This is a genomic window from Synechococcus sp. MIT S1220 (assembly GCF_047303025.1).
Lineage (GTDB): Bacteria > Cyanobacteriota > Cyanobacteriia > PCC-6307 > Cyanobiaceae > Parasynechococcus.
The window spans coordinates 588797-601878 of record NZ_CP138939.1 but is presented as its reverse complement, the minus strand read 5'-3'; the positions used below and the strand labels follow the sequence as shown (position 1 = coordinate 601878).

8 protein-coding genes and 1 pseudogene are annotated in these 13082 nt (G+C 35.1%); 8 read left to right on the top strand and 1 reads right to left on the bottom strand.

Annotated features, from left to right (window positions below; all coding sequences use genetic code 11):
* The first annotated feature begins 404 nt into the window (after positions 1 to 404).
* The 6 genes from SIB64_RS02930 (at position 405) to SIB64_RS02905 (ending at position 7083) form a co-directional block, all read left to right on the top strand.
* Positions 405 to 2414 carry a DUF4135 domain-containing protein gene (locus SIB64_RS02930; RefSeq protein WP_413441831.1) on the top strand — a complete coding sequence of 670 codons (2010 nt, stop codon included), beginning with the start codon at positions 405 to 407 and terminating at the stop codon, positions 2412 to 2414.
* The gene (locus tag SIB64_RS02925) at positions 2411 to 3703 is read left to right on the top strand and encodes a lanthionine synthetase LanC family protein (protein ID WP_413441830.1); all 1293 of its coding nucleotides are present in this window, start codon (positions 2411 to 2413) and stop codon (positions 3701 to 3703) included. Before SIB64_RS02930 ends, SIB64_RS02925 begins: the two co-directional genes overlap by 4 nt.
* Positions 3704 to 3723: 20 nt before the next feature.
* The gene (locus tag SIB64_RS02920; RefSeq protein ID WP_413441829.1) at positions 3724 to 4551 is read left to right on the top strand and encodes a phytanoyl-CoA dioxygenase family protein; all 828 of its coding nucleotides are present in this window, start codon (positions 3724 to 3726) and stop codon (positions 4549 to 4551) included.
* Between the two features lie 13 nt (positions 4552 to 4564).
* The gene (locus SIB64_RS02915; protein WP_413441828.1) at positions 4565 to 5266 is read left to right on the top strand and encodes a hypothetical protein; all 702 of its coding nucleotides are present in this window, start codon (positions 4565 to 4567) and stop codon (positions 5264 to 5266) included.
* A 138-nt stretch (positions 5267 to 5404) separates the two neighbouring features.
* The gene (locus SIB64_RS02910) at positions 5405 to 5779 is read left to right on the top strand and encodes a Nif11-like leader peptide family RiPP precursor (protein WP_413441827.1); all 375 of its coding nucleotides are present in this window, start codon (positions 5405 to 5407) and stop codon (positions 5777 to 5779) included.
* 182 nt (positions 5780 to 5961) lie between these two features.
* Positions 5962 to 7083, top strand: coding sequence for a glycosyltransferase (locus SIB64_RS02905; protein WP_413441826.1), 1122 nt, complete (start codon positions 5962 to 5964; stop codon positions 7081 to 7083).
* 1054 nt (positions 7084 to 8137) lie between these two features.
* Here the strand turns inward: SIB64_RS02905 and SIB64_RS02900 are convergent.
* A pseudogene (locus tag SIB64_RS02900) lies at positions 8138 to 8614 on the bottom strand (Asp-tRNA(Asn)/Glu-tRNA(Gln) amidotransferase GatCAB subunit B); the annotation flags it as partial.
* 479 nt (positions 8615 to 9093) lie between these two features.
* On the opposite strand from SIB64_RS02900, the gene lanM reads away from it, so the two are divergent.
* Both lanM and SIB64_RS02890 read left to right on the top strand, forming a co-directional pair.
* Positions 9094 to 12483, top strand: a complete 3390-nt coding sequence (gene lanM / locus SIB64_RS02895; protein ID WP_413441825.1) for a type 2 lanthipeptide synthetase LanM — start codon at positions 9094 to 9096, stop codon at positions 12481 to 12483.
* A 118-nt stretch (positions 12484 to 12601) separates the two neighbouring features.
* Complete coding sequence (locus tag SIB64_RS02890; protein ID WP_413441824.1) at positions 12602 to 13003, top strand: Nif11-like leader peptide family RiPP precursor; 402 nt, start codon at positions 12602 to 12604, stop codon at positions 13001 to 13003.
* Positions 13004 to 13082 lie beyond the last annotated feature (79 nt).

Here is a 13082-nt window from a genome sequence, read left to right as displayed (position 1 = left end):
GCAGATGACTAACCTATACCAAAGCTATACTGTATCCAAGTCTTGAAAGCATTCAAGTCATCACTTCATAGAAATACTACCATTACACCACTCTATCCAATCAGACTGACACCAAAAAATCTACACTCCTCTCTAGAAATTCTTAAAATGATTTAAAATAATGCATTCATCACTGGGAAGTTAAAGCCGCAGATTTTTGGCGAAATTTCTAAATGTTTATGTCAAGCTAAACCATACCAATTTGCCAAATACGCATCATTCAACACGCGTAGCAAACCTACTTAAGTTATCATGAAGACTAGGGGCGATCCACGGTAAGGAATTAAAATTAGAAATCTATGATGATGCAGAAATTGGGAAGACAAGCGTCCTTTCAAAAGAAATATCCAAATCATTGGCTCAGCATGCATGAGCTTTTTAATTTTGACACCAAAGAAGAAGAAAATATTGCTTCAAGGCTATCAAAGATATACAAAACCTCTACATCAAATGACATCCAAAAAAGAATACAAGCTATCAAAATAAATGCTATTGACGGCAATAATCCATCTGACGAAGTAAATTTCAGATCTTCCAAGAATGCTGATAATATTAAGGAACCAAGAGAAATTCAATTCTCTATTTACTGGAAAATTCTAAATGAGATCAGCATTGCATTGAGAAGTGACAATGAGCAAAATAACGCTGATCATCACCTTTCCAAGCAGCTTGGGGAAGATCAAGAAATAGCATTTATAGACATTTGGCTACCTGTCAAAAAACTGTTTGAGGAAAAATTAATGTCAGAATTAGATCAAAAAGAGTTAGATAATTCTTTGCTGAATGCTCGAGATGTTATTATTCTAGCTGCAAGCCATGAGTTTATCCATCGTGCTGCATTAATTGGGGAAAGTTTACTACTTCAAAATTTCCAGAATTACAAATTATCTAACGAGGATCAGCATCAGTTCCAAAAAGACACTACTGATCAAACAAACAAAGCACAAGCTCACGCAAGTAGAATAAAATATAATTCTTTTGTCCGAAAAGTAAAAAATAATGGAATGAAAGAAATTTTTCAAGAGTATCCATTATTCGGCAGGGTATTAAGCAGCATATTTCTAGACCTGTTGACAAATTTCATCCGGTTGATCGACAGAATCAACAATGATCTATCAGAAATTAGATATGTTTTTTGTCTTTCTTCAGAATCCCAGTTAATGGCAATAAGCAAACCCTTGAGTGACTATCACAACGGCGCGCAATCCGTGAGAAGAATAACATTTTCTTCGACCAGTAAAGCGATTAATATCATGTACAAACCTCGAAATATATCTGCGGAGCTCTACTTTAATAATTTCCTGAAGTATCTCAATAAACATGACAAAGATTTTAAGTTTGTCACCTATGAAACGCTGTGTAAATCAGATTATGGTTATGTAGAATATATATCCGAAGATATTAATCGAAACCTGGATTTAGAAAAATATCATTATAATTGTGGAAGGTTAAGTAGTATTCTGTGGATTTTAGGCGCAACGGATTGCCATAAAGAAAACTTCATTATTAATAAAGATCAGCCAATATTTCTAGATTGTGAAACACTAATGCAGCCACAATTTTGCCGAAGAGAAAATTATAAATCCAAAGAAGAGCATGATTTTAATAACTCTATTGAAAATTCGATCGTTAAAACTAGTTTTTTGCCTGCAATAATGAGCAATACAAAGTTACAATTATCCCAGCCGATGAGTGCGTTTGAGGTAGATTTTGAATCGAGTAGCGAGGTCAAAAATAAACGATGGCATAAAATTAATACAGATAAAATGAATCGAATATTATCAGAGTACGGCAAAAGAGCAAAACTCTTAAAAAAATCTAGTGCCCACTCATTAAATATTTTAGATCGTCATATTGATCATCTAATCAAAGGTTTTGAGCATCAATCCTACCAAATTATTCATCTTAAAAACCAGAAGCAACTTTCCTTTAACAAGCAATGCAGTGAATTTAAGACAATTAGAACTCGCTTTATAATGCGGCCAACAGCTATTTATGCCCACTTATTGGATCAACTTTTTTCTGCAAATATTTTAAAAAATGATCCTGATGCAAGCTTCTATCTTGAAAGACTATTCATCCCTTTTATAAAAAAAGTATCCGATAGTTACCTGAGTATAATTGTCAATTCGGAAATAAAACAATTACTAAGGTTAGATATACCATTATTGCAAGCTTCCGCTACGTCAGATGCTCTGATTTCACCAATCATCAATGCTCATATTTTCGGATTAAGTGGCTTTGAGAATTTTCAAGCAAGATTAAAAAATTTGTCCCGACCGGAAATCGAAAAGAATAGTAAATTAATTCGAATGATTGTTGAAGAAGCAAAAGATATCTTTGGTGGCATCGCCTTAATAAGGCCAACCAGATGAAATTAAATAAAGGCATTGTTGTAAGTCTATTGCAGAAAATTAATAGATCTCTTATTTCAGTAGATGGAAAATGTATCGCATTAGGCATATGCCCAGATGAGTTCAACTATGGTTTTTCCTATCAATATCTTTCTTCGTCACTTTATGATGGATACCTGGGAATAATAATTATGGTGTTAGTTTTAGAGAACGACAATGAGTATGCCGATCTTTTATTGGAAGCAGAGGATCTACAAGTAAACGTTGAAATGCTTCTCAAAGCTATGATAAATCATTTAGAATACATTGTTTCCTCTTCAAAACAAATCTCTCATCTATGTGAAAAATCGATTGGCCTAAATGGGCTAAGTGAATTGTTCATACTCTACAAACTGACGAAGAAATTCTGCCACAATAATAAAAATATACTGGCAATGAAGGCTTTAATTGAAAGTCTATTCCCAAAAATCAAGCTTTACATTTATCAATCAACTGTTTCAGAAGACTGCAGCATAATGACAGGTTATGCGGGGTTGTTAGGCGCTATTATTAACATTGAAAATCAATATTTAGACGACCTTTCAGTGTTTTTAGGAGAAAGAATTGCTTGTCTTCAATCTGATAAAGGAGGATGGAAAAATGATTTTCATACGTCTCTTACTGGATTTTCTCACGGGAGCGCTGGTATTGTCGCAGCATTATCAAGACTGTATCAAAAAAGGCCATCTCAACCAGTTCTAGAAGCAATTATAAAAGCACTGTGCTTTCAAAAAAATGAATACTCTACTCTTGATCAAATTTGGCCAGATAACCGATTTTGGCGAAAGAGAAATCAAATTGCTGGTGGGAAGCATATTAATGCTTGGTGTCACGGAGCTCCCGGAATTCTCTTGTCAACAATAATATGTTTTCAAAACTTAAGCATAATTAATTTAAAGGATGCTTATGTATGGGACTCAATTAAAATTACCTATAATTCTATTAGATCATGTAATTTTGAACAATTATGTTGCGGATCTGGAGGTTCCACATTTATTTTAAACATGTTAGCCAATTCAAATATTCCTCTATCAACAAAAACCGAAAGGCTGTGCGAGCATAGCAAAGATATATATCTCGACACTATTAATACTAGATATCAATGCGGTTTATTACCTAAATCCTTTCCCATAAGTTCGTCAAATTTATTACATCCAAGCTTTTTTCTTGGGGCATCTGGTATTCTCATGCTGTATTTATCACTGACAAGCGATAAATATAAAGACATTATGCCGACAATTCTCAGCTCGGGGATAATAGACTTAAAATAATATAGTCAGTAGTTCTGAAATTGGATTTTATAAAAATAAAACAAAAATTCGACTCTAAGGGATGGATATTCAAAGAAAACCTTATTAACGAATCTTTAATTCGAGATTACAAAGCCAAAATTCAATCGATTCGCTCACTCCAGGAGTTCAAAATTGAAACTCTTTATTTTGCAAAACCACATCTAAGAGACCTCAGTATTTTAGATATTTTATTCACTGAAATAATGATTTCTATAATCAACTATTTAATGGATATCTCATGGTCTGTTTTTAATATGAATCATTTTAAAAGAAGCACTGGATATACTATGCACCGTGACACTGCCTTTTACTTTGTACAACCCACCAAAATGCTAGGTATTTGGATAGCTTTACAAGATATATCGTATCGACAAGGACCATTTTTTATAATTGAGGAAAGTCATAAATTTCCTTTTGATCCACTTGCAAAACTTATAGGACCAGAAGATCACTTGTTTATGAAAAAAAGCAACAATTATAATATCAATGATCTTAAATTGCGATCTGATTTATATCACTCTCGGCTTTTCAAGCGATATGCAAATAAAAATCACAAAACAAAATATTTCTTTCCGATGAGAGCAGGTGACGTAATTTTTTTTGATGGAAGTGTTTTCCATGGTGCATTAAATTCAACAAATCAGAACATAATCAATCAAAATAGAGATTCTTTAGTCATTCACATAACGCACTGTGATTCTGAAATGTATACACCTGACCGATTTCTAAAAGATTTTATGGTCGATATGAATATAAACCCTGACCAAAGAATTAACAGAATAATCAAGGATCATAATGGAGTCAAATACGATATTAACTTTACTTAGATTGTTCAAAATCGTGAAATCTATCCACTTATTTAGTCGATGTGGCGAGCAAATCGCAAAGCAGCTAAACTTGGTTCCGGTAAATTATATTAACAACTCAATTCTTGATTGCTCGAGTGGAGCAAGTACATTGGTAGCATATTTAAACAGACTCGGAATCAATATTAAGGGGCTTGATCCTTTGTACAAACATAATATTCGAGAATTAATGTCTAAAGTTTACTATGATCAACAGATACTAAAACAAAAAATTTTAAACGAATATCCAGATAACAGACTCGAAATTGAGAAGACATTTTTGCATGCGTCTAACCATCATGCAGAATTTATTAGCGACTACAAAATGAATAGAGTAAATTATCTATTTGACTCCTACCCAAAACTTAATCTGAATAACAACTCTTTTGATTCAGTCTTTACATCAAACTATTTATTTACGTACTCTTCGAAAGAAAGTGGAGGAATAAGTGAAGATACTAATGCTTTAAGTTACTCATATCACGAAAAATCATTCTTAGAATTAGTCCGCGTTTCAAGTTCAGAGATCAAAATTTTCCCAGTAGACAAGCTTGAATCACCTACTCATGAATTGCATCCTTACTTAAATAGGATTTTAAAAAAGTATTCGAATTTAATTAAATGTGACTTGTCTCTTTCGCCATCATTTGCATACAATAAAGATAAAAGACTTTTAATCACAATTAATTTAAAATGACGAGCGAAACAGGACCAGATTTACATTAATTCATGCAATTATAGGGAGATCATTAAGAGTCTGGATGTTGATCTATGTTCATGGCTAATATAATACTATTGTGCACTTTGTGCAATCCATTTCACTTCAAAACTTATTATGTCTCTATCAGAGTTATCGGCGTTTATCGAGAAAGTACAAAACGATGAGGAGCTAATGACTAAAGTTGTAGATGCAAATAAGCAAGAAAATAGTGCGGCATATTTAGTCGAACTTGGGGCATCTGAGGGATTTGAATTTACCGTGGATAATCTTCTGGAAGAAGATCCTGACTTTAAGGATGATGCAACATCAAATGAATTAGATGATGAAGAGCTTTCTTTAGTTGCAGGTGGGTTTGGTCTTGCTAAAAATTTAAAAATCAGCCCACGGAAAACAATGATAGCCCGAATGGCAAGAGTGATGAATGCCAGATTACAAGGGAAAGCTTTTGATATTAACAAAATGGGTTGTTTTCCTGGAACTACGTGGTAAATAATAGCTATATGCCTGTGTCGCCCAAGTCGAAAATCATAATTGCCTGAAGAAGAATCAGAAATTTTGTTTTTTACCAAATCCATGGGATATACAAAATAATTATTTTCAATATAAACACGTATACTCGAAATATTTTAGTTCTTTATCCTTTAAAAGTTGATCAAATCATCCCTTAATTCATGGAACTTGCTTGCAAAAATTGGGTTTTGTTCGCCTTGAGTGATGCATATAGAAGTCAAGGCAAGATAAATTTGTCTCTCGATGTAACTTTACAATTAATCAAGCAAGATTGCTCTTTCACTCAAGCATATATACGTGCAGTAGAAGATTACATACTCAAGGAAGACCTCGAAAAAGCAATTCAAGTGTGTAATCAAGGCATACAAAATTTGGATGATTACATAGATAAGAATACACTTATCGAGTTAAAGAAAATGATTTCACATGGAAGAAATTTTATAGATAAAAGCAATCTTTTCTTTAAAGCTTGGATCGAATCAAAATTGAATGATAGTCAATTATCTTTGCAATGTGAGGAGATAGCGCTTGAAACAAGCATTGAAATCCAAAGATATCAACCTATTCAATATTGGAGCCAAGAGGTCATTCCTTCTGACGTGCAGGAAATAACGAAATCTTGGAATTATGTATTAGTTCAATGTGGTCTTAGGCCCATCAAACTATGGTCCAAACAAGAAGCAGGTAATTGGATTATAAAAAATGCACCAGAATTTGAAAAAGCTTTTAAGACAGCACCTCACTATTGTTCTGAGTCTGATGTTTTTAGATTGGCCTTCACTAGTAAACATCCTTGTGTCTATATCGACGCTGACATGTATCCAAAAGATACCGCAAAACAAATACTCACAAAGGCTATATCTTTAAAAAAGAGTGCTTTTTTCTGCTGTTCTTTCTTACCGATATTTAGCAGCTGTTTTTTCGTTTCAACTCCAGATTGCTCAATATTTAAAATAATGCGGAATCAGCTTAAAAATATTGACTATAAATCCAGAAAAATCACAATTGCGCTATTTACCAATGAAGTTTTCGGACCAGGAATCTTTGACAGAACAATTAAAAATTTTTCTGGTAGCGTAACAAATGTCGAGAGGACTTGTATCATCGAAGGGTGTTTAGATCTTTTTAGAAGTGAAAAGAATGCCTTTTCGGTGATCAATGAAAAAAACTTTGCTTATCAGGTTAAACCTGGCGGGCTAAACTACAAGCAGACCGAGGATCACTGGCCAAATTATTGTAAAAACATCCATAGCGAATATTCAGAAAACAAAGGAAATTTATAGCATGTAGAAGAGTAATAAAATTTTTATTTTAAATATTTAATATCGAATCAGTTTTTGATTATACTTAAAAAATATCAGATTATGGGAAGTTGTATAATAAAAACTCACTCGATCCAATCGCCAATCCAGAGAAACTCTGTCAATCATTGTGCCTGGTGCGGCCTGGGCAATGATGGTTCATACTGCCTCAAGGAGTTGTAGGCATCACCATCGCATAGCTCTCTGGTGCGTTTCAAACGACTGCCGGAGTGCATCTAGATACGAAGGGGTACAGTATCCGCTCCAACAATGTCAAACTAATTAATGATAGAGAGCCTGCAATATTCTTGAGCTCAGAGGCACAATCGCCGAGTACTTCAAGTAAGGGAAGCTCATAACACTATGGACTGGGTATTCGAAGAAGCTATTAGAAGGAAGTAGAGAAAATCTTAGAGAAGCAAAGCAAAAAAGCAGAATTCAACTTTGAGTTGATCAGCGGTCTTACAGATTTGCTTACCACCTCAAGGCAATCCATCAGGCAGTTGAGTATAAATGAACTCCATTGGCTCACCCCGACGGGTGACTGGGTCGATAAAGTTACCCAACTATCCAAACAAGCAAAAGTTGGTAAAGGCCAATCATTGTTCCATGAAACTCCGGATGCAATACTCGCAGCCTCGACAATGAATAGACATAAAATATCCTTTTCTTCTAATATAGAGCGTTGGCGTTATTTTGCCATAAAGAATGTTTCTAAGTGCGACACCCGCTGTTAGTTCTCTCTTTTATTGCACACTCGGCATTTTTTAATTCAAGGACTTGCAATGAAAAATTCAGACATAATGAGTATAAAGAACAGACCGCAGCGAACCTATTCTACGCATGGTACGCTCGAAAAAAAGTAAACAATCAGTGGCTACTCCTCAACCGCTTCTAACAAAACGAACGATAGTATTTAAGTTCAAAGGCAATCATAAGATTCAGAATTCACTGGTCAACGATCTTTTGAATTTAAATATTTTGCGTAAAACTCTATATTAATATAATCAAGCCACCGCATCATTATCAGTCTCAGTTAACCCTTCAGCTTCTTGCTCAAAATCTTATTCGCCAGCTTCGAGTCAGCCTTGCCGCCGGTCTTTTTCATCAGCTGCCCCACAAAGAAGCCCTGCAGTTTTCTCTTGCCGCCTCGGAAGGCCTCCACTTCAGCAGGATGGGCCGCCAACAGCTCCTCCACAATGGCAGTGATCGCAGCTGGATCACTGATCATTCCCAAGCCGCGCTCATCGACGATCGCCTTCGGGGAACCACCCTCCTCCTGCAATTCCGGAAGGATGTCCTTGGCAATTTTGCCGCTGATCTTCCCCCCATTGATCAGCGGCACCATCTCCACCAGCTGCTCAGGCCGAAACGGCAAATCGGCATAGCTCGACCGGTAGCTGTTCACATAGGCAGCGATATCACCAGTGATCCAGTTCGCTGAAAGCTTAGCGTCGGCACCGGCACCAACAGCGGCCTCAAAGTAATCCGCCATCGTTCGCTCATTCGTTAGCTACGGGCATCACATTTCAAATACTGACAATTTTTCATCAAGCCAGAATCAAAAAAACCTTAATGAAAGCCTGCTGCAAGATCCAACAGATCATTGGAATTGCAGGAAGCAGCCATATAAACAAAACCCCGGACAGCATCAATATCAATGTTCGAAAATGCATCAGCTTGAATTACCAATTAATCCAATACGAAAGGAGACAAAGCAAATATCTTAATTTTTAATCAATTTAATTAGATTCTCACCCGTAGAGTGATGGAAAATCTTTCAACTAGTCTTTTCTCTAGAACAAGTATAGCAAGCCACGTAGAGTCAAATGAATATTCTCCACGAAGGCATCACAGAATAGGCACCGACATATTGCTGAATATCAACACAAAAAATATGGCTTATTAGCGTATTAAGCCAATAAAATTGATCAGATATTGCAATTCAAAGCCAAGTAGCTAAAATACATATTTAGAAGCACTCGTAAACTTGTGGCGCACAAGAAGACGCAGCCATCTACAAATGAAAATAGCCCAATAAAGGGAAAAGACCAAAAGTTATTCACCAATTTTCAGCGTCTACTTAGATCAGGAAGCACATTTAACAAAGACTATACTACAATAGATACCAAGAAATTAAATTATTTAATTCCAGGACTTGGTGATGCATGGGAAGCAGCGAGCGCTCCCATTGATTCGCATAATTTAGAAAAAAGGCTTAAGTGGGATCAAATCAATGAATGCAATATCAAAGAAACTATTGACAATCTTCAGTCCAAAAGAGAATTTTACGCAGAATCGCATTGTAAAGATAGAAAAGGGGAGAGAATCAAAGAAATACCATTTGATAAAATTTACAGAGCCAACAATATTAGAAAAAACCAAAAATCGACCTTTGGAGATGAAAATATTCCTTTCGTGGATATTTGGGAGCCACTATCAGAATATTATACCAATGAAGTCCGAAAACACCTTAAAAAAACGGAAGTTAATATTAATCTAAGCCCTAAAGTATATACCTCTTTAGGAGCCGCACTCTGCACAAAACTTTCAGAAATATCAATTCATGCACTGTACGAAGAGTTTATTTCTAAAAGGACAGCCGGTCAACTGTTAACGGCAAGCGTGCTTTGCAAAAACTCCTCCCAAAAAATACCAAATGAATTTTATAAAAATTTTGTCAATGAATTAAAAGAGGATCGACTTCGGCAATTTTTTAAGATTTTTCCAGTTTTAGAGCAACATATAACACGGACCGTAGATTTATCGCTCAAATATTCTCTTGAAATTATATCAAGATTGAGCAATGACCAAGAATTTATATCTAGATCCTTTAATTATGCGAGCAGCACATTCACAGTTGAAGACATTATTCTTAATCAAGGAGATTTACATAATGGGGGAAAGACAGTCGCAATTCTAAAATTAAAAACAAAAAAAGGCGCCAAAAAACTAGTCTACAAGCCTAGATCACTGGCAATAGATGAGAGTTACAACAAGTTTATACAGCAATGTAATAACTTTTCCAATTATAAAATCATGCACCTGAGGGTTTTAAATATGGGTACATATGGATATGCCGAGTATATTGAGCATAAAGTTTGCTCTGACAAGAATCAATTAAAATATTTTTATCGTAATGCGGGCAGGATTACGGCAATTTTGTACATACTAGGCTGCACAGATTGTCACCATGAAAACTTAATTGCGACCGAAAAAGATTTGATATTAATTGATTGCGAAACATTATTAGAGCCAGAACTTGCTAACGAAGGTTATTCGATCAAATACGCTCCTAATAGGAACAGAGAACAGATTATTAATACTCAATTTCGACAAAATTATGATGAATCGGTAGTGCGTACAGGGCTACTTCCTAATTGGCATTATATTGGGAAAGAAAGGATACCAATTGACGTAAGTGCTTTTGGAATATCACCGCCTGTCAATAAAACATTGAGCACAATAGGATTAGGGAATATTAATACTGATGCAATGACGTATAAAACAATTGAGCGTACTGCAGAAATTGCAACGAGCTTACCCGTAAGTTATGGGGAAAAGAATCCATTTAGTGAGTATCTAGATGAATTTGTGTCAGGATTTCAGCAACAATTAATTAATATTCAAGCAATAAAAGCAAAATTAACTCAAAAAAATGGAGTCATTGATTCCTTCAGTCAGGCAACTAGAAGAATTGTTCTGAGAGATACATATATCTATAAAAGCATCTTCAATGAAATGATTCAACCGGCCGCGTTGTCATCATTTTTATACCAAGGGTTAATTGTTGAAAAATTATCGAGATCATTTTTAGTATATGAAGACAAACCAAAGAATTGGCCTATCTTCCATGAAGAAAGTGAGCATTTACATAATCTAGACATCCCATACTTTGAGCACAAAGTCGGCTTTAAAGATCTAAAATTAAAAATGATCAACCAAAATATAAACTCTTTTGTTGAAGACGATGGAATCAATGCCTGTAAGAGAAGACTCAATAATCTCGATCAAAAAATTATAGATTTTCAAATAATGATTATTAAAGGCTGTGCCAAAGCCAGAATAGATTTAAAAAGTACATCTACAGATAAAAATGTAGAACATAAATCAGCAATTGATAGTGAAAAACTGATTCAAATAAGTAAAGACCAATTAATTTTTCTGCAAGAAATGATGATTGGCAGTTGTCAAGAGAACCCTGAGTGGCTTGGACTCGTGTTTGGTCCAGACGAAAAACACTTTAGTTTTGGTCCTATAGGACTGTCATTATATAGTGGCTCAATAGGCATATCAATATTAGCAGCATTGGTTAATAATAATGGTGAACACAATGTTCTTATCGATAAAATACTAAAACCACTTCAAAAGATCGCAGAAAATTCATTTAACTGCACGCGATGGTGGTATGAAAATCCACTTGGATTAACCGGATGCGGTGGAATCATGCAATCCTTACTAACATTAAAAGAAATTGGTTATTCGTCAAATCAAATAGATATCGATGAACTGATTTACGATCTTGTTTCATGTTTGAGTGTAGAAATAATCCAGGGCGACTGCATGTTGGATATTATTGGTGGGGTGAGTGGTCTTGTCGGATCAATAATTCAGATTGACAATAATCACAAAGAATCTCTATTAGACCAAGCTGGACTGAAGTTAGCTGAATCACAAAATAAAGATGGTAGTTGGACCCTACCATCATCAATGGGTAAAAAATCTCTAATTGGTTTTTCACATGGGAGTTCTGGAATTTCCGCTGCGTTAGCAAAACTTGGACAATACTGCAACAGCCAAAAATATTTAGATTCAGCAAAAGCAGGAATAGATTGGGAATCAAAATATTTTAATCTCTCAAAATTGAACTGGCCAGATCTAAGATTAACTCAAGTTGCTCCCTTTGATTATTCAATGAACTGGTGTCATGGAGCCCCTGGAGTTGCACTATCTCGAGCATGCTTACGAGAAACAAATTTATGGAACCAAAAATATGAAACGGAGATGCATCTAGCCTTGCAAGCGACCTCGCAGAATAAGCAATTAGATAATCATCATCTCTGTTGTGGGTCAATGGGTACAGTCACTATCTTAAATACACTCTCAAGAGATGAGTGGTTGCCCTCTTCATACTCGACTTTACAAAAAAGTTTAGTAGAGAATAGTCATATCTTAGTCAACGCGACTCTTGAGAAGTACAAATCAAACAACAACTTTTTCACTTGCTACGGTACAAAAAATCATTCACTTCAACTTCCAGGTTTCATGACAGGAATAAGTGGTATTTGTATAGCCCTATTAGATGTAGCCAATCAAAATAATATAAGCTTAAATCTAATGTCAGCCGGTTTATTGACCCAGAAAAGCAACTCAAAGCATTAAGAGCATCCGCAATTCAAAAAAGGCATGACATAATATAAAATTGATTATTAATTTATTCTAAAAAGTCTTCGTTCTATTCGGCTAGCAACTAAACTATCTATATTAAATTATTGATTCTATGTCCACTAATTCTGACTACGAAGCATTCCTCTCTAAATTAATGTCTAGTGAAAGCCTATCAGATGCCATAAAAAACTCAAAAACCCAGCAAGATATTATTGATGTTGCAAAATCAGATGGGTTCGAAATTACATTGGATGATTTAAATAGTGAATTTTACCAATTCAAAGAAAGTGAATTGGATGATCAAGAATTACAGGCCATTTCGGGAGGTGCACGGCGATTTAGTTTCAATAATTTTGCAAAAGCTTTAAAAATTTCTCCCAAGGATCTCAAATCGTTTAGCCTTGAGAATATCAGGGGCGGCGCTACAAAAATGCCCTGCGGTTTTCAAACTATCCCAGAAACAGCAACTATAACCTGTACGTTAGGTACATATAATTGTGGACCTCCATGCTGATAAACAATAGACAAGATCAGTAAATACCCTTCTTGATCTTGCAACTTTTTGGCAATACAATATGAGGTGAAATAAATTT

Bases quoted from the DNA above. Each gene is read 5' to 3' on its own strand.
- SIB64_RS02925 (WP_413441830.1), top strand. From the start codon at position 2,411: ATGAAATTAAATAAAGGCATTGTTGTAAGTCTATTGCAGAAAATTAAT.
- SIB64_RS02910 (WP_413441827.1), top strand. From the start codon at position 5,405: ATGTCTCTATCAGAGTTATCGGCGTTTATCGAGAAAGTACAAAACGAT.
- SIB64_RS02890 (WP_413441824.1), top strand. From the start codon at position 12,602: ATGTCCACTAATTCTGACTACGAAGCATTCCTCTCTAAATTAATGTCT.
- SIB64_RS02905 (WP_413441826.1), top strand. From the start codon at position 5,962: ATGGAACTTGCTTGCAAAAATTGGGTTTTGTTCGCCTTGAGTGATGCA.
- SIB64_RS02930 (WP_413441831.1), top strand. From the start codon at position 405: ATGCATGAGCTTTTTAATTTTGACACCAAAGAAGAAGAAAATATTGCT.